We start from the raw sequence: 23,495 nt of genomic DNA on the forward strand, positions 1-23,495 counted from the left end.
CACTAATTCAAATCAATTTCTAAAATAGTGTTATCGTCATTTCAATGACTAGAAAACTTCTTACATATAGTTGTTTTACTTTGGGCACGAGTGAGACGCTCTCGCCTGCATCAGGATTTAGCAATAGCTTTAGCCCGCCCGGTATTGTAAACCCTAATGGTTTGCCCGATACTATATCAAGCCTATAAAAAGCACTGTCGCCCCCTATAGCTCTTAAAGTACTGAAGGTTTTTATAGTGTATCTTATCAAATATGGCATTAAGTCCTTCCTGTACAAAAGATAAAAATTCAGGCAGGTCATTTACGGTAACGATTTCTGAAAGGCGCGGATAATACCTTTTAGCTACTACTATCGGTGGGTTGGTATTAGACATAGGATTGTTTCTATTTCGAATAAAGTATGGTATGTTTTTAGCTTTCTAAATATTCTTTCCAACCTATAACAATTTCTCTTAAATCGGGAGTAGGTATTTGAGGATAATCAGCACCTACATTATCGATAAAAAATATTGTACTTATCGGCCCTATAGTCATAGTTGTAGTTTCAGAACCTGTTTCAAATTCTAATTCATTACCATTTAAAACTTTATCAATTTCTGGAATGAGATATTCATTTATTTCTTCCGCATTCCATTCCATCAGAAAATCTGTTAAGTAAATATTATTAGTTGATATAACTTTTATGTAAAATGGCGACTCACCCGGAATATTTATCCATTTATTAACTAATGATATTTTGTATTGGTTTATTATATTTTGATTCATGGTTGTTGTTTTTATAAAAATGGATATGCTGACTCTATTAGATTATTTTCAAAATGAAATTTAGCTCTAACTCCGTCACTCCCCCTGCTGGCGCGAGCGTCTCGCTCGTGCCCACACTAACACAAATCAATTTCTAAGATTACTATTTGGTCGTATTACATTAACCAACTGCAGTCGGGTCAAATTCAATAATCCATTCAATGCCATATTTATCCCTAAACATCCCGGCATAAGTACCCCACGGGCTCTCGCCAATAGGTCCTTCTACTGTGCCACCAGCCGATAGTCCGTTAAATAGTGTGTCGGCTTCTTCACGGCTTTCGGCAGCAACTGCTATCTTAGACCTGTTCTCGTTTTCGCTAACCCGCCCCATAAATTCGGGAACATCATTAGCAATCAGTACATTGTTTTTACCTAACGGCAAGGCAATGTACATGAGTTTATCAGCTTCACTTTCGGGCACAATGAACTCATCACTTGCCAGGTCTTTAAAACGAACAATCTTAGTAAACTCTCCGCCAAAAACCGATTTATAAAAGTTGAATGCTTCCTGAGCATTTCCATTAAAATTGATCCACGGGTTAATTGCTCTCATGTGTTTTGCTTCATTGTTTATACTACAATACTACAAAAAAAAGCGCATGATTTTGATCTTCAGTAATAAGCATAAAAAAATCCGCTTTGGTCGTCACCGCAGCGGATTTTTACCCCAAAAATTAATTCTTCTGTTTCTTTATATATAGAATGCCATTTTTACTATTCTTCATATCTAAGTTCCCTTTACTATGCTCCGCATCAAGAAGCGTTCTCACATTAGCAGTGGTAATACCTAGTATAACTGCAGCCTCTTTTATGGCAAGTGTAGGATACATAGTGAACAGTTCCAAAACACTATCGCTGCCCACGGGTTTCTTTTTGACTTCAGGGAATGTTGCTTTGAGCGCATTCTCATAAGCATCATACTGTTTTGACCCGTATACCTTTAACTGGTTTCCTGAACCGTCAGAAAAGAAGAGTGTAGGAAACCCGCGTACGCCCAGGTTCCTTGCCATCTCCAAATCCTCCTCAAAAAGTTTCTTTGCAGGCCCTTCATAGTCCTTTTTCAGTTTTTCGGTATTAAGTCCGGCAAGGGTTGCCGCTTCATTAATATACTGCCATTTTGCAATATTCTTCTTGTTGAGGTACAGCATCTCCCTGAGGATGCGCATAAACTTAACTGCCTTTTGCTTATCCTGAAGTTGGGCTGCCTTCATGGCAATGCAGGCAGGGTAAGACGAATCCAAAGGATCTTCAAGCCATACGTCTCCGTCTATCGGCATTTCATAATGTGCGCTTGCCTCATCCCAGTGATGGGCAACGTCTGCCGGTTTGCTAATACCTCCGCTGTTATAGCTCCAGTCGGGCAGGAGGCCGCCCATGCGGTATTCAATTTCAACGTAATCGCCGTATTCAAGCTTAAGCTTTCGCAGCTGCGGCTCAATACCCCAGCAGGACGAACAAATAGGATCTGTGTAATAAATGATCTTTACAGGCTTTGTTACAGGCGTAATTGATACCTGAGCTGTTGTTCCTGCCTGTTCTTGCATTTCGCACATGCCGGTAGCGGGATCACATAGCAATGGATTTGCTTTATCGTCTTTCATCTCTTTCTTCGTTTGGCTTTGGCATCCTAAGCAGCACATGAGTGCAAGCAGGACTACCGCGTTTGAAATCTTCACTTGCTTTACGCTTAAGGTTAGATGGTAAACATCATGAAATACTCAGTAATCCTGCCTACCGATAATATAATCACAGGCAGGAATACAAAAGTCAACTTTAGGTTTGTTTTGGTGGCTGTTGGTTTGATATAATTGATATATTTACCGCAAAGTTGAACTTATTTGGCATGCGAGTCAATTAGTCAAAAAAACGTGACTATGGAAAAAGATCAGAATAATGATAATGGATGCCCGGCAGAAGGGCTATTAAAACAGCTTTCGGGCAAATGGAAACCGCAGATATTTTTGTCTGCAGTAGATGGTCCCGTGAGGTTCAACGCCTTATTAAGAGATTTAAAAGGCTCTAACAAACAATCTGTTGCAACAGCATTAAGGGAATTGCATGAAAGCGGATTGCTGGAAAAAGAAACCATTCAGCTTAAACCGCTTCATATAGAATATACACTTTCTGAAAAAGGAAAGTCACTGGTGCCGGTATTCAGGCAGCTTGAATTATTTTCGGCAGGATAGTAAATAAAAAAATCCGCCCGGTAGTACCGAAGCGGATTTTCACGCTATATATAGAAAGGAGTTTTACCTCCTTGACCCGCCAAATACCTGGAGTGCCCAATATAAAAGTGTAGCAAGTGCGCCAATTGCCGCGACTACATAAGTACGCGCAGCCCATTTAAGGGAATCCTGGGCACCGTCATATTCCTGTGGCGTAAGCATGTTTTTATTCTTTAGCCATGCAAGGGCGCGGTTACTGGCATCATATTCTACCGGAAGCGTAATAAAGCTGAACAACGTTACAAAAGCCATAAGCACCAGCCCGGCGATAGCCACATAATAACCAATACCTATTTGTGCAGCCGCTCCCATTACAAGCCCTATAACTATAACCATGGGCGCAAGCCCAGAACCTATATTAACTACAGGTACGAGCTGTGAACGCAGTTTTAGCATACTGTATGCCGTAGCATGCTGAACGGCGTGACCCACTTCGTGTGCTGCAACAGCCGCAGCCGCAGCATTACGTTCGTTGTATACCGCTTCGCTAAGGTTAACCGTTTTGTCGGCAGGGTTATAGTGGTCAGTTAAGCGTCCAGGGGTAGAAATGACCCTTACATCATAAATGCCGTTATCGCTAAGCATTTTCTGGGCGATCTCTGCACCGCTCATGCCGTTGCGCAGGTGTACTTTAGAGTAGTATTCAAATTTAGATTTCAGTTTTGCGCTTACAGCAAAGCTTACCAGCGCTATAAGACCTATCAATACATAATATCCTAACATATCTTATTCGTTTTTTTGATTTGTAATATACAATCAAAAGTAACGCCAGTACGTTAACGATTGGCTAAATATGAAAATTTGTCAGTGAATGTCAGTTACATAAACAGAAAGAAGGGCTGTCTCAAAAGTAATTTTATAGCCGTTTTGTCATTTCGATTGAAGCGTAGCGGAATAGAGAAATCTCTAAAAAATCAGTTGAGATTTTTCGACTACACTTCGTTTGCTTCGCCAGTCGGGCATAGCCCTCTAGTCGCTCAAAATGACACTTTTGAGACAGCCCCATCATATATAACTCCTAAGTAACTATTAGAAGCCTATAAGTACTTTTGCGTAAAAATTGCCAAGTCCGCTTTCCTTTACCGCATTGTCTACCTCTGCAACATCAGATTTCCAGCGCCCTCTTGAAAGACCTATGTTGTATCCTGCATTTATACGTACCGGGAAGCTGTCCTGAAAAAGCGCCAGCGCTACAGACGGTCCTAATATAAACTGTGTACTGTTCATGTTTATGTGCCCTGTATGTGTGCCCGGATTAGGGTTGTTAAGGTCTATCCTGTTGCCTCTGCTGTAAAGGTTAAGGATTGTTGTAGCAATCCCTCCGTCAATACCTGCCGAAAAGAACATTTTTGTGTTATCTATAATCTTATAGTGAGGCCTTATCCTGAATGATGTTACAGCAGTCTTTATCCTGTTGGCCGATGTCTTATCATCCATATAAGCTACAGCAAGTTCAAGATCATGATAAAAATGACTGTCTGAAGGCATGTAATTAAACCCAACTGTAATCTCAGGAGCTGTGGTACCTATGGTTGGCAGTTGTGCCGGTTTCAGTTTGTCGTTAAGTTTATAATCACCAAAAACATTGACACCAAACCCGTAATAAAAATTAAAACGGTCTTTGCTGTTATGAACATAACGTGTTTTAGTAACAGATGTACTGTCTGTCGTGGTTTCCTGCGCCGTCATTACAGCGTTCATTCCCAATAGGGCAATTAGGGTAAGTGTGATTTTTTTCATTATGATTGATTTTAATTGATTTGTTTTCTGAAAACCAAAGAGCATGCCAAAAATAGCAAAAAAGTAGTCCGAAACACCTTATTTTACAGCATTTTAAGCGTTGCGGAAATGATTTTCATTCCGCAAATTTATAAGAAAAAAAAGTATAAAAATTGTAAAATTGGGACAATTCTATTTTGAAGTTCAAATGATTTGATGCATTACAGCATAAGAGTGAAGTTTGGCATTTAGCCCTGTTGCGTAAGCAAATTATGGAGAAAGGCTTTAATAAGCATTCGCTGTTTGAACCAAAAGCGAGTTCGAATGGTTTAGCCGAACGAGGTAATTTGTGTCTTAAGGAGTTAGAACCCTGAATTTTTGGTGCTGCCTGTTTCAAGACAAAAGAACAGAAATACAAAAGCCCTGAAAGCAAATTGCTTTCAGGGCTTTATTCCTAACCTGAAAGGCCTTAAAGACCCCTGTAGGTTTATATAATTTTAGACTACAAGGTTTTGAAAACCTTGCAGGACCTAATTACATCACAATATTAATAATCCTGCCCGGTACAACAATTACCTTTTTAGGGGCGCCGCCGTTAAGCTGCTGTGCTGTACGCTCATCGGCAAGGATGGCTTTTTCTATATCGGCAGTGCTCATATCCATAGGCAGTTCGATGGTAAAACGTGTCTTACCATTAAACGATACCGGATATTCTTTACTGCTTTCCACAAGATACTCGGGGTTGAATTTAGGAAACGGAACAGTAGCGATACTGCCCTGGTGCCCTAACCTGCTCCAAAGCTCTTCTGCCATATGCGGCGCATACGGAGAGATAAGGACAGCAAGCGGTTCAAGGATTGTACGCTCATGGCAATTCATGGCTGTAAGCTCATTCACCGCAATCATAAACGAACTCACCGATGTATTGAATGAGAAGTTCTCTATATCCTCCTGAACCTTTTTAATAGTTCTGTGCAGGGTTTTATAGGCCTCGGCGCTTCCAGGGTTGCTGGTTACTATAAGCCCGTTATCATCAAAGTACAGTTTCCAAAGCTTTTTAAGGAAGCCTGATACCCCCGTAATACCCGCAGTATTCCATGGTTTTGCTTGTTCCAGCGGACCTAAGAACATTTCGTAAAGGCGAAGTGTATCAGCGCCATACTGCTCGCAGATATCATCCGGTGTTACAACATTATATTTGGACTTCGACATTTTTTCTACCTCGCGGGTAACAATGTATTTACCTTCATCATCGGTAAGAACAACAGCTTCAGCCAAATCTTTATCTAAAGCGCTTTTCTTAAAGGCGTCAACATCAAGCTCGTCAGTAAGGCCTTTTAGCAATGAGATATCAACATTACGTTTTATAAGGTCAGCCGGAGTATAGCTCACTTCAAAGTTCCATGTGCTTTTCTCTCCATATTTCTCCTCAAGCCATTTTTCGATGGTGTTAGACGATCTTCCTTCAGCTATGTTCTTGTAAATCTTTTCAGAGATCATAAATGGAATCCTTTGCGGCACATCGGCAGTATCTGGTCCTGCTTTGGCAACAGCATTCAACTGATACACGTGAATAAATGCACTTGTACCCAATATCATCCCCTGGTTGATCAGTTTTTTAAATGGCTCCTCCTGATTAATATAGCCCATGTCTTTAAGGAACTTATTCCAGAAACGGCTATACAATAAGTGGCCTGTAGCATGCTCGCTGCCGCCTATGTAAAGATCAACGTTCTGCCAGTAGGCTTCGGCTTTTTCGCTTACAAGGGCATCATTGTTATGCGGATCCATATAGCGCAACCAATACCATGAGCTTCCTGCCCATCCCGGCATCGTGTTAAGCTCTAACGGGAACACAGTCACATTATCTATAAGGTCGTTAGACACTATTTTGTTTTCTGTAATGCTCCAAGCCCACTCTTTAGAATTGCCTAATGGCGGCTGTCCGTCTTCGGTAGGAAGGTATTTCTCTACATCCGGAAGGCGAACCGGTAAATGTTCGGTCGCTATCATTTGCGGCGCGCCGTTTACATAATATACCGGGAATGGCTCGCCCCAGTACCTCTGGCGGCTGAAGACAGCATCGCGCAGGCGGTAGTTGGTCTTGCCCCTGCCCTGTCCGTAATCTTCCAGAGAGGCAATAACTTTCTTAGTAGCCTCTTTATAACCCATACCGTCAAGGAAATCAGAATTCTTTAATTTAAAACCTCCTTTTTCGGTAAAAGCTTCCAGCATTTCTGCTCCGTCAGCTTCCTCCCCCTTTGGGGGCTGGGGGGCGAATATATCTTTTATCTCAATATTAAAATGTTTCGCAAAATCATAATCGCGCTGGTCGCCTGCAGGCACCGCCATTACCGCTCCTGTACCGTAACCGGCAAGCACGTAATCGCCTATCCATACAGGAATTGGCTCTTTTGTGAACGGATGCTCGGCATACGCCCCTGTAAACACACCTGATATTGTCTTGACATCTGCCATACGCTCGCGTTCACTTCGTTTAGCACTTGCCTCTACATAAGCATCTACAGCCGCTTTTTGCGCTGGTGTTGTTATCTGAGCAACAAGTTCGTGCTCCGGAGCGAGAGTCATAAACGTAACGCCAAAAATAGTATCAGGACGTGTAGTAAACACCTCTATAAATTTGTCTTCGTCCGTATTATCATTAAAGTTCCCTGTAAGGTCATCTATCAGGCTTTTAAGTCCAAGTCCTTTTTCAGCCTCTTTTGCATCGGCAGCTTCGTCGGCAGTAAGTACCTTAAACGAAACGCTTGCCCCAACCGATTTGCCTATCCAGTTCCTCTGGCTTTCCTTAAGCGATTCTGTCCAGTCGATTGTATCAAGCCCCTGAAGCATCCTCTCGGCATAGGCCGAAATACGCATGCTCCATTGTGTCATCTTTTTACGGATAACCGGGTAGCCTCCCCTTTCAGAAACGCCGTTTACAATCTCGTCGTTAGCCAACACCGTTCCCAGTGCCGGGCACCAGTTTACTTCGGTCTCAGCTAGGTAGGTAAGCCTGTATTTTAAAAGTACTTTAGATTGCTCTCCTTTGCTGTAGCCGTTCCATTCGTCAGCGGTAAATACAGCAATGTTATCATCGCTTACGGCATTTACGTTTGCATTACCCTCTGCTTCAAACTTTGCTGTAAGCGTACTGATGTCTTCGGCTTTATCGGCATCTTTATTGTACCATGAGTTGAACAGCTGGATAAATATCCACTGTGTCCATTTATAATATTCGGGGTTAGAGGTACGCACCTCCCTGTCCCAGTCAAACGAAAAACCTATCCTGTCCAGCTGCCCGCGGTAACGGTTAATATTGGCTTCGGTAGTAATGGCAGGGTGCTGCCCCGTTTGTATGGCATACTGCTCTGCCGGAAGGCCAAAGCTGTCATAACCCTGCGGATGCAGTACATTGAAACCGGTATGGCGTTTGTAGCGCGCATAAATATCAGATGCTATGTAGCCCAGCGGGTGGCCTACGTGCAGTCCCGCCCCTGATGGGTACGGAAACATATCCAGCACATAATATTTAGGTTTATCGCTTACGTCCTCTGCACTAAAAGTGCCGTTCTCTGCCCAGTATTTCTGCCACCTGGCCTCAATTTCGTTTGGATTATATCTCATTTTTCTTAAAAAGGTTCTTAGTTGCTTAGGGGCTAAGGTTCTTAGGTTTTTGTGCGGCTTCAACAGGAAACCTAAGTCACTCAGTACCTAAGGGCCTTAGCCCCTCAAAAAAAGCAAATTTACGCTTATTGTACGAAAGTCAAAACTTTGCCCGTTATAAACTACGCGTAAACGAAATAGTTTATTTATTTTTACAGCTAAAATCTAATCTATGTCCATATCTTTTGAAAAGTTCCAGAAAAGACGACTGATCTCTTCTTATTTTTCTGTTATACTGTGCATCTTCATAGTGCTTACGCTCCTGGGCGCACTGGGATTGTTTGTTATCAATACCGAAAAAATATCGAGCCATGTTAAGGAGAACATCCCCATGACAATCTATTTTAAAAGGGAAGCTACAGACAGTACCAAACAGGCTTTTGGCGTTATGCTGATGAATTCAAAATATATTAAGGACAGCAAATATGTATCTAAAGAAGATGCTGCAAAAAACAACCCGGACATTGTAGGCGACTACGAAACCCTGCTGGACAACAACCCGCTTTTAGACTCGTATGACGTGCGCCTTAAAGGTAATTACGTTCAGCCAAAAGAGATCAAGGAAATAGAGGTTGAACTTCGCTCTAACCCTGATGTAGGCGACGTAAGCTATGACAACACGCTTGTAGAAATCGCTAACGAAAACATAAAAAAGATATCATTCTGGATACTTATCATAAGCGGCGTACTGGTAGTAATATCAATGCTGCTGATCAACAGTTCACTAAGGCTTTCCATCTATTCGCACCGTTTTACCATCAAAACAATGCAGATGGTAGGCGCTACAAAATCGTTTATCCGCAAACCGTTTATATGGAGAGGCATCAAACTCGGGCTTATAGGCTCACTGCTTGCCATTGCTGCGCTGATATGGCTGGTATACTACCTTGACGGTGCCTTCCCGGTACTTAACATTTGGGAAGACTGGGTACCTACAGCCATTGTGCTTTCGGGCGTGCTGGCATTTGGAATCATCATATCTACCATAAGCACGTTTTTTGCAACGCAGCGTTTCCTTAATTTAAGGACAGACGATTTATACTAAAATTTCAAATAACAATTTCCAAATAACAAGCTACTCCCTGCATCGGACCTCCGACATCGGACAAAAACTAAAACAATGGATCAAAACAACAACGAAATAAAAACGCATTTCCTTTTTGAAAAGGTAAACTATAAGATACTTTTAATAGGCATAGGTGTTATTGCCCTGGGCTTTATACTAATGGCCGGCGGTGGCAGCGACGACCCTAAAGTATTCAGCGATGCGATCTTTAATTTCAGGAGGATAAGGCTTGCGCCAACAGTTGTGCTTATAGGCTTTGGTGTTACTATTTATGCCATTCTTAAAAACCCGGGTACTACGACGGAAAAACCTGCCGGAGAGACCTTTCCAGAAGACAAGCCAATCAAGAATTTTACCAACAAAAAGTAATATTAGATGGATTTTATCCAAAGTATTTTCCTTGCTATTATAGAAGGACTTACCGAATACCTGCCTATATCGTCTACCGCCCACATGATCTTTGCAAGTTCATACTATGGCATACAGGAAGACGATTTCGTTAAACTTTTCCAGGTGTCCATTCAATTTGGCGCCATACTGGCCGTAGTGGCATTGTACTGGAAAAAATTTCTTGATTTCAGCAAATTGAGTTTTTATGTAAAACTTGCCTGTGCAGTTATACCTGCACTGGTACTGGGTTATATTTTTGACGATATGATAGATGCAGCCCTTGGCGACCCTATCCCTATCGCCATCGTTTTGATACTGGGCGGTATCGTATTACTCTTTATAGACAATTTCTTTAAGAACCCTACAATATACAACGAAGAGCAAATTACCGTAAAAAAAGCGGTAACCATAGGCTTTTGGCAGTGCCTTGCCATGATGCCGGGCACCAGCCGTGCAGCAGCATCTATAATCGGCGGTATGCAGCAAAAGCTTACCCGCCAGGCCGCTGCCGAATTCTCTTTCTTTCTTGCCGTGCCTACCATGGCAGCTGTTACAGTATATTCGGTATTCGTGAAAAAATACCATCAGACAGGATTAGACATTAAAGGATACGAACTGCTTATGCAAAGCAGTGAAAACATGAAGATGTTTCTTGTGGGCAATGTGATTGCTTTTATAGTTGCCATTATCGCCATTAAAGGTTTTATAGGCATCATTAAAAAATACGGATTCCAGCCATGGGGCTGGTACCGAATCGTAGTTGGCGCCGCATTGCTGGCTTATTTTACAATTTATAAATAGTAGCATCGTGGCTTCACCCGAAGATTTCCAGGAAGGAAAAGTAGTACTGATAGATAAGCCATTAACATGGAGTTCTTTTCAGGCTGTAAACAAAGTAAAATGGGCGCTTAAGAAACACCTTAACCTCAAAAAAATAAAGGTAGGCCACGCAGGTACATTAGACCCGCTTGCTACCGGGCTATTAATAGTATGTACCGGTAAATTTACCAAGCGTATTATGGAACTTCAGGGCATGCCTAAAGAGTACACAGGCACTTTTATGCTGGGCGGCACTACCCCGTCGTTTGACCTTGAAACCGAGGTAAACACTATCTTTCCCACAGAACATATTACCGAAGCGCTGATCCACGATACCCTGCCGCAATTTTTAGGCGAGATAGACCAGCAGCCTCCTGTATTTTCGGCTATAAAAAAAGACGGAAAAAGGCTGTATGAACACGCCCGCGCGGGAGAAGAGGTTGAGATTGCTTTCAGGAAAACCACCATACACGAATTTGAGATTACCCGTATTGCGCTGCCTGAAATTGATTTCAGGGTAGTATGCAGCAAGGGTACTTACATACGTTCGCTTGCCAGCGACTTTGGCAAAGCGCTAAATTCAGGCGCTCACTTAACGGTACTGCGCCGTACGAAAATTGGCGAATTCTCTGTTGAAGATGCCATTTCACCCCAAGCTTTTGAAGATGAAGTTACGGTATCTGCTTAAAATACTGCCTGCAGTACTTTTAGCAGGGTTTTACAGCCATGCCCAAACGGTATATATTACCCGCGACATTACCGATACAAAAGAGAAAAAGCCATTCTTTGGTAAAATTGGTGCTTTTTCCAATTTCTCTTTTTCGCTGCCCTTCAGGGCAAATCCTGAATATGGCACAAACGATCCTTATACCGGAGAGCAGAATAAATCATGGTTCCTGCCTGATGGCCTCAACTTTCAGGGCGGTTTTGGATTTCACACAGGGCAGACTATAGCGCTTAGCCTTAACGCAGGCATAGACGGAATGATATCTCCCAAACTAGTTGCAGCTCCTGTTTATGGATCAATAATCCTGCGCCCAAAATTTAACGATGATACCGCCATGATCTTTCAGTATGGCGTAGGCAAGGCGTTTGCATTAGGACGCGGCGATCTTTCGGGGCTTTATCAAAAATACAGGCTGGGCTTTACCGACGATGAAAACCTTGGCTTTTTTGTTGAAGCTAATTATTACGGATTCGGCGTATATGACATTAAACAGGTAAGCACCATCAGCCTTGGCATCTGCATCCTTAATTTTGACTGACATGAAACAATTCCTGCTACTCTTCTTACTATCACTATCATCGGCTTTTGCACAGCAAAAGGCACAACTACTGGATGGCGACATGCTGTTTCAGGATATGGATTGCGGCCCGCTCTGCGATGCCATTGAAGCCGTAACCGAAGGCTACAAGGGTAACGATTTCAGCCACATGGGCATGGTGCTGCACCGCAACGACACCATTTATATTATAGAAGCCGCCGGCAAGGCCGTTCGCCTTTCTACCTTAGAAAAATTTTCAAAGAATACCAGGAAACCAATGCTCATTGGCCGCCTGAAGAAGAAATACAAAAAGCTCATTCCTGATGCGATTGCTTTTTCGCTACAGCAGATGGGCGTGCCGTATGACGAGGAATATGTTTACAACAACGGCAGCTACTATTGCTCTGAACTGATATACGATGCTTTTAAGGCTGCTAACAACAACAAGCCGTTCTTTCAGCTTTTCCCTATGATCTATAAACAACCCGGCACAAATGATTTCTTTCCTGCCTGGACAGACTATTACAAAGCCATCAATAAACCAATCCCCGAAGGTCAGCCCGGGTGTAATCCTGGAGGAATGTCTACATCAGATAAGATTGAGATTGTGAGTTGGTTGCCGGTTGGCAGTTAATAGTTGCTAGAGGTCCGATGCTGAGATTATGGTTATTGCGAGCAACGAAGCAATTTAAAATAAATAAAAATGAAAAAACTCTATTATTTGCCGTTGCTGTTAGCCTTTATAATGTGCTCAAGTCCGAAGTTTGAGTATAATAAATCTTCATATCCTATAGATACCTCTACTATTAAATTCTTAAATACACTTAAAGCAAAAGACTCTATTTACTCCGCTTTATTTTTTACTGATGGTTTTTTATCTAACGAAATAATTGAAGTAAAAAATGGTAATGAAATAATTTTTTCAGATACGCTCGTAACCGACAGAGTCCTTGGATTGGCAGAAATAATCAGGGTTAAAAACCAACAGGAAATCCTAATTACAGATCTGAAATCAAAATATTCTTTTAAACTTCCTCCAAAGAAGAACAGCAAGTATAAATTTATTTATATCTCGAAAGATGCAGAAAGCACAAAGGATTACAATATAATTTACAGCAATACGCTTAGAGGATTTTATTAAGATTACAAAGTTGTTGCAATTCGCCCGCAAGGACAAAGTGCGAAAAAATCTGCGTTAATCTACCAAAATCCGCGTCATCCGCGTTCAATAATTTCTCTTTTACCTTAATCAAAAAAACAAAAAAATACCCCCGACAAAAGTCAGGGGCAAGTTTTTTTCCAAATTCCCCATTTGGGAGTTAGGGGGTTATATTCTCAGCGTTCTCCAGCAGCAACAGCAATTCTTCCATAGTGCTGTGGCCTTTATCGTGCAGGTACCATTTTTGCAGTTCCTCTTTGGCCTCGGCGGTTACTGCTCCGTATTTTTCTTTATTATCCATGATAAGCTTTGCAGCATCGTGAGGGCGTGGCCCCCAGCTACCCCTTGCGGTAAGCGTATCGGTTTCTACCAAAACAAGTTTCGGTATCGAGCGTGCGCCATTGGTAAGGTAATCGTTCATCAGTTCGTCGTTTTCATCACGCAGCACGATCTTAAGGTCGATAGCACTGTTTTCTGATGCCATTTTATTGATGACAGGAAGGATCTGCGCGGCATCACCGCACCATCCTTCGGAGATTACCAACAGGGTATGGTGTTTTTTTAGCTTGCCCAGTTTGTGTTTTATTTCGTCGGGTATAGCAATGGTCTTATCAAGGCGGTTCATACGCACCTCGTTAAGCGTACTGTAATGCGTAAGGTCTTCACTCTGGGTGCTGCCTGTCGCGAGTCCGTCTTTAAGCAATGTTGTTACATGATCCCTGTATTGGGCATACGAATAGCTTTTATTTATGCTATCTGTAATTAATGATGTGGTAACGTTCATATCCTTCAATTTTTTATACAAAATTAATGATACTTTTAATACATCAAAAAAAAGACCATTCAATAAAAAACTGTAATTTAGTCAGTAAATAATTAGTGTAATGAAAATTGACGGGGGTTCTTTAGGACTTGTACTTTCGGGCGGGGGCTCAAAAGGCATTGCCCATGCGGGTGTTTTAAAATATTTTGACGAAATAGGCCTTGAGCCGTCTCATATAGCAGGAACCAGTTCGGGTGCCATAGTGTCGTCTTTATACGCCTGGGGCAAAAAACCCGAAGAGATACTGGAATTCTTTAAATCCATTTATTTTTTCCACTGGAAACATTTCACCTTCCGTAAGGCAGGTTTTATCGACTCTGAAGCTTTTCGTGACTACTTTACATCGGTATTTCAGGATGCCACATTAGGCGATATGAAATACAAGATGCACCTTACGGCGACCGACTTAGTATCAGGAAAGCTCAGGATCTTTGGCCCTGAAACAAAAATTGCCGATGCCGTACTGGCTTCATCTGCCTTTCCCGGCATCATCTCGCCTTATGAAATAGACGGCAGGCTGTACAGCGATGGCGGCATCATTAACCACTTTCCTACCGATATACTGCAGGGGCGCTGTGATAACCTTATTGGCATTTATGTAAGCCCGATCCAGAAAATTGATGCAGGCGACCTGCGTACCATACGATCGGTAACCACGCGTGCGTATGATTTGCTTTCGGCCAATACCAATATGCAGAAATTTACGCTATGCGACTGGGTTATAGCACCTGACGAACTGGCAATGTACAGTACTTTTGAGACCAATAAGTTCAAGATGGACGAGATTTTCAACATTGGGTACGAAGCCGCCAGAAAATCGCACGGGGAGCTGATACCAGCTGAGCCGCTGCCGTAATACGGAAGCATAAATTTGTATTTCAGGAAAAACATTTATTACTATATTTGCACCAGTCAAAATTTACCCTATGAAATACAAGAGAATCCTGTTAAAGCTAAGTGGCGAAGCCCTTATGGGCGACAGGCAATATGGCATTGACCCTAAGAGGCTTGCCGAATATGCTGCAGAGATAAAGCAAATACACGATAAAGGTGTAGAAATAGCCATCGTTATAGGCGGAGGAAACATTTTTAGGGGTGTGGCCGGAGCCAGCAATGGCATGGACAGGGTTCAGGGAGATTACATGGGTATGCTTGCCACTGTTATTAACGGAATGGCACTACAGGGCGCCCTTGAAGATGCCGGTATGCCTACACGCCTGCAGACTGCATTAAAAATTGAGGCTATTGCCGAACCATATATAAAAAGAAGGGCTGTGCGCCACCTTGAAAAAGGAAGGATCGTAATATTTGGAGCAGGAACAGGTAACCCATATTTTACTACCGATACGGCTGCCGTATTAAGGGGTGTGGAGGTTCACGCCGATGTTATCCTTAAAGGAACACGCGTAGACGGAATTTATACTGCAGATCCTGAAAAAGATCCTACGGCAGTAAAATATGACACGCTTACCTTTAATGATGTACTGCAAAAAGGCCTTAATGTTATGGATACTACTGCCTTTACCCTTAGCCAGGAAAACGAGCTGCCGATCATCGTGTTTGATATGAACAAAGAAGGCAACCTTGTAAGGATTTGCGAAGGCCAACTTATAGGAACTACTGTAAACGTTTAATTTTTTAGCATAAAATTACACCATGGAAGAGATTGATTTTATCTTAGACAGCGCAAAAGAATCAATGGACGGGTCTATTGCCCACCTTGAAAAAGAATTCCTTAACATCCGTGCCGGCAAGGCAACTCCGGCAATGCTTGGAGGTGTGTTTGTAGACTATTACGGTTCGCAGACACCACTATCTCAGGTAGCAAACATTAATGTGCCTGATGCAAGGACGATAACAATCCAGCCTTGGGAAAAAGCAATGCTGCACCCTATTGAGAAAGCTATCATGATCGCTAACCTCGGGTTTAACCCAATGAACAACGGTGATAACATTATCATCAATGTACCTGCCCTTACAGAAGAACGCAGGAGAGATCTTGCCAAACAGGCTAAGGCAGAAGCTGAGGATGCTAAAATTGGTGTGCGTAACGTGCGTAAAGACGCAAACAACGACATTAAAAAACTTGAAAAAGACGGCGTATCTGAAGATGCCTGCAAAGGCGCTGAAGAAAGCATACAGGACCTGACCAACAGTTATATCAAAAAAATTGATGAACTGCTTGTCGTGAAGGAAGCTGAGATAATGAAAGTATAATGAAAATCCGTCCATCGTGGCGGATTTTTAGTATATCATAAAGTCAACCGTAATCCGTTATTGTATTATATCTTTATAATATGGAGAATATAAATAATCAGCATATAGTAGCCTACGCCGCAGACGGCACCCCATTAGACCTTGAAAGCTATAAAGCAAAACTTGAGAAAGGAAGCGCAGATATTAAACATGGGAAGTATTTAACAGATGATGAACTTCTGGAAGGAATGAAGAACTGGTAATCATCAAATCTGATTTTTAATAATCCTATCTTTGCGTAACAATTTGCCTTTTGCTTCGTTTAGCTATAAAGACTACATGAGAATACTTGCGTTTTTGTTCTTTTTTATTTCTACCACCTGTATGGCGCAGCATGCCATTACGGGTATCGTAAAAGACGGCGAAACCGGCCAGGTACTATCATTTGCTACCGTATACCAGCAGAATGGCAAAAGCCTTATTGCGGATGTTGACGGCAGGTTTGTTCTTGAAAACGCCAAACTCTACGAAATTTTCACTGTTTCCTACCTAAATTATAAAGACCGTTCGTTTAAGATCACCCCTGGCCGTACTTTTTATTCGGTGCCATTAGAGCCTAATCCCGAAACGATGAACGAGCTGGTTATCAACGGCGAAAATCCGGTAACGGGAATTATAAAAAGGGCCATTAAGGGCAGGATAGTAAACGACCCGCAGCAAAAACTGAACAGCTTTAGCTATAGAACATACGAACGCCTTATCGTTACCGCCAATCCTGATTCCATCTCAGGGGCATTGGATTCGGTTTATGGTTACGAAAAAGCGGCCAGAATCCTTAAAAAGATAGATTCAACCGACTTCAAATTCAAAAAACTGGTTGAAAAGAGGCACATATACCAGACGGAAAAGGTTTCAGATTTTTTGTACAACCGCAAACAGGGCTTAAAAGAAAATGTGCTGGCAACACGCATGGCAGGCTTTAAACGTCCGTTGTACGAACTGATAAGCCTTAAGATACAGTCGTATTCGGTATACACCGATAAGATAGATATACTTGAAACGAAGTATGAAGGGCCACTGGCTTCTGATGCCATTGAAGAATACAATTACAAGATATTGGATACTGTCTCCATAGACAGCCGCGATGTGTATATGATACACTTTTATCCTAAAGACAAAAAGAAGAAAAAAAGGATTGAAGGCGTTATTTACATAGACACTAAAAACTATGGAATGGCCAAGGCTATTTTCCGTATCAAAAACGTATTGGATATTACCTCTACCCATTTTTTTAGTTACGAAAAGGAAAAAGGACTTTGGTTTCCTGACAGGAAAACACTTAAGATCGTAAAAGGCAATAACAAGCAGGACATAAAGATATTAGGGGAAACAATTAAGTTTGACGCTGAAAGCACCGGTAAGCGCAAGCGTGATACCGAACCGTCTGACCTTGTTTATGTGTACTCAGAATCCGGGAACTTTGACAAGAAATTCGATATTCCCGTAACCATCCGCAGGGAGGGCGTAGCCATTGACATTAAGGAAGAGGCCATAAACAGGCCCGAAAGCTATTGGAACAACTTCCGCCCCGATACACTCGATTCCCGAAGCATTACTACCTACAGTGAGATGGACAGCATTGTCGCTAAAGAGAACTGGGAACAGATACTCATTAAAGGCAAGAGGATAATTAACGGTTATTTTCCGGTTGGTCCGCTCGATATCGACCTTCAGCGAATAATACGTTACAACAATTATGAAGGTTTTAGGGTTGGTGCCGGTTTTGTGACCAATAATAAATTTGCCGAAACATTTCGCCTGAGCGGTTACGGTGCCTACGGAACTAAAGACGGAACGTTTAAATATGGATTAGGCGCGGCTGTGCGCGTAGGCAATTTTTCGAGTTCATGGATAGGCATATCCTATACCGATGATATCACCGAAATTGCCAGTACTTATTTTGCTACCGACAGAAAGACGTTTAAGATTTATGACCCCAGGCTTATCAACCTTTTAACGTTCTACAATCATCAAACGTACCAGGCGTACATCCAGACCAAGATAGTTCCAAAAAGTGAGAGCGTATGGCAGCTTACCCGCAGCCGTATAGACCCAAAATTTGGCTACACCTACATGCCGGACGGTTCATCGTACAAGCTGTTTAATCTTACTACAGCCTCGCTGGCAATACAATGGAATCCGTTTAGTGATTATATGCAGACCCCTGAAGGACGGATCGAGACCGAAAAGCGATTTCCAAAATTTGCTTTTCAGTATACGCAGTCGCTTTCTAATTTTCTTGACAGCGATTTCACCTTCAGTAAGCTGGATGCCCGCGCCGAATTTGAGAAAAAATACCTTAACGGCCAGAAAACTTCTGGGCTTTTCCAGACCGGTATAGCCCTGGGCAATACACCTATAACGCATCTGTACAGTACGTCGCCCAATAACCTTGATAAGGATGGCATACTGGCACGTATTACCTTCGCCGGAAAGAATGGTTTTGAGACGATGTATTTCAATGAATTCTTTTCCAGCCAGTATGTCATGGGGCAGCTGAAACATGCCTTTAGGAAATTTACCATTTCGGGTAAATTTAAAATGGCTCCTGTACTGGTAACCCGTGCCGCCTGGGGTAATATGCATGACAAGAACGACCATCTGGGTATCGAATTCAACACCCTTGAGAAAGGCTATTATGAAAGCGGCGTGGAACTGAATGAGATCTTTAGCATCGTTGGTATCTCAGCATTCTACCGTTACGGCCCTTATCACCTGGAACGCTTTGACAGGAATATTTCGGTTAAGCTGTCTTTTGTGTTGAATTTGTTTTAATCCTCACGCTCCGCAACAGCTATTGGGATCCTTCATTTATAAATCATCAAAATTGGTAGTATTATCCATCTGGTTAGCTTATGAGATAAAAACCTAAGATAAAACAAATCAATCTAAAAACCTTTCCTCTCCGCTGGAGAGGGGCCGGGGGTGAGGCCATAAAAAGTAAGGTTCTTTTTAAAAAGTTTGCAAACCTTCTCTAATGCGACACAAACTTCAACCCCGCGATCGAAGCGATAAGTGTAGTAATAAAGAACAGCCTCCAGAAATCTGACGGCTCTTTAAAAACAATAATCCCGACCAGTACAGTGCCTACTGCGCCGACTCCCGTCCAAACCGCATAGGCTGTACCTATAGGCAATGTTTGTGTAGCTTTATATAAAAGCACCATACTAATAGTAAGGCAGACAAAAAAGCCGCCCATCCAGTAATTGGAAATTGCACCTGTGGTTTCTTTGGCCTTACCAAGGCAGGAAGCAAAACCAACTTCAAACAATCCGGCAATGATCAGTAATATCCAGTTCATGACTTGACTTTTTATGCAAAGGTAGCCTTACCCCTGCCATTCATATTTTACATTTGTTAAATTATATTTTACCAAACGCAACAGGCATTTATCGGTAATAAATCGCCACAGTAATAAATTTATGCAAATTTGTGCAATTCGTGGCTTTTGAACACTACACCTTTTTGTGCTTTTTACTACATTTGCAGGCATTTGCATTATGTTGCCAAACAGGTGCATAACCTTAAAACAAAGTTTAAATTTTTAAAAAATGAAGCACACAAAAGTTAAAGACCTGCTTAACAGCGCGAAGCCTGTTGATGATGTATTAGTAAAAGGATGGGTAAGAACTTTTAGGAATAATCAGTTTATAGCCCTTAATGACGGATCTACTATAAATAATATTCAGTGTGTTGTTGATTTTGAAAATACGCCTGCCGAAACGCTAAAACGCATTACAACCGGCGCTGCTGTAGCTGTAAAAGGTAACCTTACCGAAAGCCAGGGCGCAGGACAAAAATATGAAGTACAGGTTAAAAGCATAGAGATTTTGGGAGATTCTGACCCTGAAAAATTCCCTATGCAGCCTAAAAAACATTCGCTTGAATTTTTACGTGAAAACGCCCACCTTCGTGTGCGTACCAACGTGTTTGGCGCCGTAATGAGAGTACGTTCGGTACTGTCGTTTGCTATTCACCAATATTTTCAGGAAAAAGGTTTTGTGTATGTAAACACGCCTATCATTACAGGATCTGATGCTGAGGGCGCAGGCGAAATGTTCCAGGTAACATCGCTCCCTGTTGGCAATCCTCCATTAAATGAAGAAGGAAAAGTAGACTACAAGCAGGATTTCTTCGGGAAGGAAACAAACCTTACCGTATCAGGACAGCTTGAGGGAGAGACATTTGCAATGGCATTAGGTCAGATTTACACTTTCGGGCCTACATTCCGTGCAGAAAACTCTAACACATCGCGCCACCTTGCCGAATTCTGGATGGTTGAGCCTGAGGTTGCTTTTAATAACCTTGACGATAACATGGACCTTGCGGAAGATTTTATCCAGTATGTGATAAAATATGCGCTTGACAAATGTAAAGACGATCTTGCTTTCCTTAACCAGCGTTTGACTGACGAGGAGAAAAGCAAACCGATGGCAGAGCGCAGTGAAATGGGCTTGCTTGAAAAACTTCAGTTTGTACTGGAAAATAACTTTAAACGCGTAAGCTATACTGAGGCTATTGATATCCTTAAGAACTCTAAGCCTAACAAGAACAAGAAATTCAACTATATCATTGAAGAATGGGGCGCCGACTTACAAAGTGAGCACGAGCGTTTCCTTGTTGAGAAACACTTTAAATGCCCGGTAATCCTTTACGATTATCCTGCAAAAATTAAAGCATTCTACATGAGGCTTAACGAAGACAAGAAAACCGTACGTGCCATGGATATCCTTTTCCCTGGTATCGGTGAGATTGTTGGAGGGTCGGAAAGAGAAGAACGCCTTGACGTGCTTCTTGAAAAGATCGCTGAGCTTGGCATCGACGAAAAAGAACTGTGGTGGTATCTTGATACCCGTCGATTTGGAACCGCTACACACGCCGGCTTCGGACTTGGGTTTGAACGCCTTGTGCTTTTCGTTACAGGTATGACAAACATCCGCGACGTAATTCCTTTCCCAAGGACACCGCAAAACGCAGAATTTTAATTTTCTCAGTAGTGAGAATTGAGATAGTAGTATTGAGAAAGCCTCGCAGTAATGTGAGGCTTTTTGCTTGTTACAAATTATGATAAGCAATCCCTAACAACAGCATATTCAATAAAATAAGTGGTTTTAATAATCCTCTAAAACGCAGTTTTATAATTTTATCTAAAAAAGCATCAATAATTGTGCCTGATTTTTGTAACTTTATACTGTAAAAATGACTGTGTTTATATGCTTAAGCAGAACTTACAATTAAAATTATCCCAGAAATTATCGCCGCAGCAAATCCAGCTGATGAAGCTGATACAGCTTCCTACGCAGGCTTTTGAGCAGCGCCTTAAGGAAGAAATGGTAGAAAACCCTGCCCTGGAGACCGGTAAAGAGGATGAATACGAAAAAGACGAGTACGATACTACCGAAGATTTTGACGACTATGATGACTATGATAACGAGCGCATTGATGCAGACGAGATAAACATAGACGAATACCTTAGCGACGACGAGATACCGGGATACAAGACCCAATCCAACAACTACAGCGACGACGACGAAGACCGCAGTATGCCCTTTGCAGCCCCGGTTAGCTTTCACCAGAATCTTATCGACCAGCTTAATACCTTTATATTGTCTGACGATGAGCGCGAAATCGCAGAATTCCTTGTCGGCAGTATAGACGATATGGGCTACATACGCCGAAGCATTCCGGATATTGTGGATGATATGGCTTTTACACAGGGTATCTATACCGACGAAAAAACCACCGACCGCATTCTGCACATTATCCACGAACTGGAACCTGCCGGTGTTGGCGCACGCGACCTGCAGGAATGCCTGTTATTGCAGCTAAAGCACAGGACACCCACCAGCGCGGTAGATCTTGCCATAAATATACTTGAACAGCAGTTTGATGCCTTTACCAAAAAGCATTACGACAAGCTGCTTCAAAAATTTGATATTTCTCAGGACCAGCTTCGCGCTGCCATAGATGAGATCGAAAGGCTTAACCCTAAACCGGGAGGATCTTACGAAAGCAGCAACAAAACCGTAGAGCATGTAGTGCCTGATTTTGCCATACGCATTGTAGACGGCGAACTTGAACTTACCCTTAACGGAAGGAACGCCCCTGAACTCCATGTGTCTAAAGACTATCAGGAGATGCTGCAAACCTATAAAGACAGCCGCGATAAGAACAACGCCCAGAAAGACGCGGTTCAGTTCATAAAACAAAAACTGGATTCGGCAAAATGGTTTATCGACGCGATACGCCAGCGCCAGGAAACGCTTTTTGTAACCATGAACGCGATTATGCACTATCAGGAAGAATATTTTCTTGATGGCGAAGAAGCCAAGCTGAAACCGATGATCCTTAAGGACATTGCCGATATGGTAGGCCTTGACATCTCTACCGTTTCGCGTGTAGCCAATAGTAAATATGTTGAAACGCCCTATGGCACTAAACTGATCAAGGAATTCTTCTCTGAAGCCATGAAAAATGACCAGGGCGAAGATGTTTCTACTATAGAGATTAAAAACATACTGGAATCCGTTATTAAGGAAGAAGACAAACGTAAACCTTTACCTGACGATAAACTTGCAGAGATCCTGAAAGACAAAGGCTACCCTATTGCAAGGCGTACCATTGCCAAATACCGCGAGCAGCTGGATATTCCTGTTGCAAGGATGAGGAAGAAAATCTAAACTGGCATGAAAAAATTTCTTGCCATATTTTCCTATATTTTCCATCCGTTGTTTGTGCCGGTATATGCCACGCTGTTTTATTTTCTGGTGGCCAATACCTTTTTCTATAAACACGAAATTTACCTTGCTTTCATTCAGGTATTAATACTTACCGTATTGCTGCCCATGTCTATATTTTACCTGCTGCGTTCGCTTGGCAGGATGAAAACCAGCCACCCCGATGCAAAAGAACGCCGGCTGCCACTCGCCGTTTATGCCCTGCTCCTGCTCGTGCTTATCAAATACAGCCTTTCCATAGTAGTAATCCCTGAACTGTATTATTACTTTACAGGGGTACTGATAAGTGTAGTACTTGCCCTGGCCCTTGTCTTAACAGGCCACAATGCAAGCCTGCATACCATGGCAATGGCATCGTTCACTGTCTTTGTAATAAGCATTTCGGCATACTACCACATTCGTTTTTTAAACCTCATCGCATTTATCGTGCTTTGTGCGGGCATCGTAGCCTCATCGCGAATGCAGGCAAAACACTCATTGGGCGAAGTGACGCTGGGCGCATTGCTTGGTATCATTCCGCAAATTGGGCTTTGGTATATATGGCTATTGCCATCGGTTTAATT

General features: G+C 42.3%; 25 protein-coding genes. 16 read left to right on the forward strand and 9 right to left on the reverse strand.

All coding sequences use genetic code 11. From position 1 onward, the window contains the following. Positions 1-182 precede the first annotated feature (182 nt). The 4 genes from R1T16_RS13390 to R1T16_RS13405 form a co-directional block, all read right to left on the reverse strand. Positions 183-374: a hypothetical protein gene (locus tag R1T16_RS13390; protein ID WP_317501621.1), complete on the reverse strand. Its 192-nt coding sequence runs from the start codon at positions 372-374 to the stop codon at positions 183-185. Between the two features lie 37 nt (positions 375-411). Beyond that, positions 412-765: a hypothetical protein gene (locus R1T16_RS13395; protein ID WP_317501622.1), complete on the reverse strand. Its 354-nt coding sequence runs from the start codon at positions 763-765 to the stop codon at positions 412-414. 160 nt (positions 766-925) lie between these two features. After that, a complete protein-coding gene (locus tag R1T16_RS13400; RefSeq protein ID WP_317501623.1) occupies positions 926-1,360 on the reverse strand; it encodes a VOC family protein in 435 nt (144 codons plus the stop codon). A 121-nt stretch (positions 1,361-1,481) separates the two neighbouring features. After that, positions 1,482-2,408 carry a ClpXP adapter SpxH family protein gene (locus R1T16_RS13405; protein WP_317501624.1) on the reverse strand — a complete coding sequence of 309 codons (927 nt, stop codon included), beginning with the start codon at positions 2,406-2,408 and terminating at the stop codon, positions 1,482-1,484. 273 nt (positions 2,409-2,681) lie between these two features. On the opposite strand from R1T16_RS13405, the gene R1T16_RS13410 reads away from it, so the two are divergent. Next, the gene (locus R1T16_RS13410) at positions 2,682-2,993 is read left to right on the forward strand and encodes a helix-turn-helix domain-containing protein (RefSeq protein WP_317501625.1); all 312 of its coding nucleotides are present in this window, start codon (positions 2,682-2,684) and stop codon (positions 2,991-2,993) included. A gap of 63 nt (positions 2,994-3,056) precedes the next feature. Here R1T16_RS13410 and R1T16_RS13415 read toward each other — a convergent pair whose 3' ends face one another. From R1T16_RS13415 to R1T16_RS13425, 3 genes are all read right to left on the reverse strand, one after another. Further along, positions 3,057-3,755 (reverse strand): zinc metallopeptidase, encoded by a 699-nt coding sequence (locus R1T16_RS13415; protein WP_317501626.1) that lies wholly within the window; start codon positions 3,753-3,755, stop codon positions 3,057-3,059. 306 nt (positions 3,756-4,061) lie between these two features. Next, complete coding sequence (locus tag R1T16_RS13420; protein ID WP_317501627.1) at positions 4,062-4,772, reverse strand: hypothetical protein; 711 nt, start codon at positions 4,770-4,772, stop codon at positions 4,062-4,064. 513 nt (positions 4,773-5,285) lie between these two features. Then, a complete protein-coding gene (locus R1T16_RS13425) occupies positions 5,286-8,378 on the reverse strand; it encodes a leucine--tRNA ligase (RefSeq protein ID WP_317501628.1) in 3,093 nt (1,030 codons plus the stop codon). Between the two features lie 211 nt (positions 8,379-8,589). Between R1T16_RS13425 and R1T16_RS13430 the strand changes: the two genes are divergently transcribed. The 7 genes from R1T16_RS13430 to R1T16_RS13460 all read left to right on the forward strand — a co-directional run bounded on the left by R1T16_RS13430 (position 8,590) and on the right by R1T16_RS13460 (position 13,098). Next, the gene (locus R1T16_RS13430; RefSeq protein WP_317501629.1) at positions 8,590-9,462 is read left to right on the forward strand and encodes a cell division protein FtsX; all 873 of its coding nucleotides are present in this window, start codon (positions 8,590-8,592) and stop codon (positions 9,460-9,462) included. 75 nt (positions 9,463-9,537) lie between these two features. Next, positions 9,538-9,852, forward strand: coding sequence for a DUF3098 domain-containing protein (locus R1T16_RS13435; RefSeq protein WP_317501630.1), 315 nt, complete (start codon positions 9,538-9,540; stop codon positions 9,850-9,852). Between the two features lie 6 nt (positions 9,853-9,858). Beyond that, positions 9,859-10,674 (forward strand): undecaprenyl-diphosphate phosphatase, encoded by an 816-nt coding sequence (locus tag R1T16_RS13440; protein ID WP_317501631.1) that lies wholly within the window; start codon positions 9,859-9,861, stop codon positions 10,672-10,674. A 7-nt stretch (positions 10,675-10,681) separates the two neighbouring features. After that, positions 10,682-11,380: a tRNA pseudouridine(55) synthase TruB gene (gene truB, locus R1T16_RS13445; protein WP_411162034.1), complete on the forward strand. Its 699-nt coding sequence runs from the start codon at positions 10,682-10,684 to the stop codon at positions 11,378-11,380. Continuing rightward, positions 11,358-11,957: a hypothetical protein gene (locus R1T16_RS13450; protein ID WP_317501632.1), complete on the forward strand. Its 600-nt coding sequence runs from the start codon at positions 11,358-11,360 to the stop codon at positions 11,955-11,957. Before truB ends, R1T16_RS13450 begins: the two co-directional genes overlap by 23 nt. Position 11,958: 1 nt before the next feature. Then, positions 11,959-12,591: a YiiX/YebB-like N1pC/P60 family cysteine hydrolase gene (locus R1T16_RS13455; RefSeq protein WP_317501633.1), complete on the forward strand. Its 633-nt coding sequence runs from the start codon at positions 11,959-11,961 to the stop codon at positions 12,589-12,591. A 69-nt stretch (positions 12,592-12,660) separates the two neighbouring features. Continuing rightward, positions 12,661-13,098 (forward strand): hypothetical protein, encoded by a 438-nt coding sequence (locus R1T16_RS13460; RefSeq protein WP_317501634.1) that lies wholly within the window; start codon positions 12,661-12,663, stop codon positions 13,096-13,098. 178 nt (positions 13,099-13,276) lie between these two features. Here the strand turns inward: R1T16_RS13460 and R1T16_RS13465 are convergent, their stop codons facing one another. Next, complete coding sequence (locus tag R1T16_RS13465) at positions 13,277-13,900, reverse strand: thioredoxin family protein (protein WP_317501635.1); 624 nt, start codon at positions 13,898-13,900, stop codon at positions 13,277-13,279. Between the two features lie 100 nt (positions 13,901-14,000). On the opposite strand from R1T16_RS13465, the gene R1T16_RS13470 reads away from it, so the two are divergent. The 5 genes from R1T16_RS13470 to R1T16_RS13490 all read left to right on the forward strand — a co-directional run bounded on the left by R1T16_RS13470 (position 14,001) and on the right by R1T16_RS13490 (position 18,970). Next, positions 14,001-14,795 carry a patatin-like phospholipase family protein gene (locus R1T16_RS13470; RefSeq protein ID WP_317501636.1) on the forward strand — a complete coding sequence of 265 codons (795 nt, stop codon included), beginning with the start codon at positions 14,001-14,003 and terminating at the stop codon, positions 14,793-14,795. Positions 14,796-14,865: 70 nt separating this feature from the next. After that, positions 14,866-15,573, forward strand: a complete 708-nt coding sequence (gene pyrH / locus R1T16_RS13475) for a UMP kinase (RefSeq protein ID WP_317501637.1) — start codon at positions 14,866-14,868, stop codon at positions 15,571-15,573. A gap of 22 nt (positions 15,574-15,595) precedes the next feature. Beyond that, positions 15,596-16,156: a ribosome recycling factor gene (gene frr / locus R1T16_RS13480; protein WP_317501638.1), complete on the forward strand. Its 561-nt coding sequence runs from the start codon at positions 15,596-15,598 to the stop codon at positions 16,154-16,156. An 80-nt stretch (positions 16,157-16,236) separates the two neighbouring features. Continuing rightward, on the forward strand, positions 16,237-16,398 hold the full coding sequence (locus R1T16_RS13485) for a hypothetical protein (protein ID WP_317501639.1): 162 nt from the start codon (positions 16,237-16,239) through the stop codon (positions 16,396-16,398). A 76-nt stretch (positions 16,399-16,474) separates the two neighbouring features. Continuing rightward, entirely contained in the window at positions 16,475-18,970 is a 2,496-nt protein-coding gene (locus R1T16_RS13490; RefSeq protein WP_317501640.1) for a DUF5686 family protein, read from the forward strand. 199 nt (positions 18,971-19,169) lie between these two features. Here R1T16_RS13490 and R1T16_RS13495 read toward each other — a convergent pair whose 3' ends face one another. Next, positions 19,170-19,496, reverse strand: a complete 327-nt coding sequence (locus R1T16_RS13495; protein WP_317501641.1) for a multidrug efflux SMR transporter — start codon at positions 19,494-19,496, stop codon at positions 19,170-19,172. A 250-nt stretch (positions 19,497-19,746) separates the two neighbouring features. Here R1T16_RS13495 and asnS point away from each other — a divergent pair, with 250 nt between their 5' ends. The 3 genes from asnS to R1T16_RS13510 all read left to right on the forward strand — a co-directional run bounded on the left by asnS (position 19,747) and on the right by R1T16_RS13510 (position 23,493). Then, complete coding sequence (gene asnS, locus R1T16_RS13500) at positions 19,747-21,180, forward strand: asparagine--tRNA ligase (RefSeq protein WP_317501642.1); 1,434 nt, start codon at positions 19,747-19,749, stop codon at positions 21,178-21,180. 228 nt (positions 21,181-21,408) lie between these two features. Continuing rightward, positions 21,409-22,875 (forward strand): RNA polymerase factor sigma-54, encoded by a 1,467-nt coding sequence (gene rpoN, locus R1T16_RS13505; RefSeq protein ID WP_317501643.1) that lies wholly within the window; start codon positions 21,409-21,411, stop codon positions 22,873-22,875. Positions 22,876-22,881: 6 nt separating this feature from the next. Beyond that, positions 22,882-23,493: a hypothetical protein gene (locus R1T16_RS13510; RefSeq protein ID WP_317501644.1), complete on the forward strand. Its 612-nt coding sequence runs from the start codon at positions 22,882-22,884 to the stop codon at positions 23,491-23,493. The last annotated feature ends 2 nt before the right edge of the window (positions 23,494-23,495 follow it).

The organism is Flavobacterium sp. DG1-102-2, assembly GCF_033042555.1.
In the GTDB taxonomy this organism is placed as follows: domain Bacteria; phylum Bacteroidota; class Bacteroidia; order Flavobacteriales; family Flavobacteriaceae; genus Flavobacterium.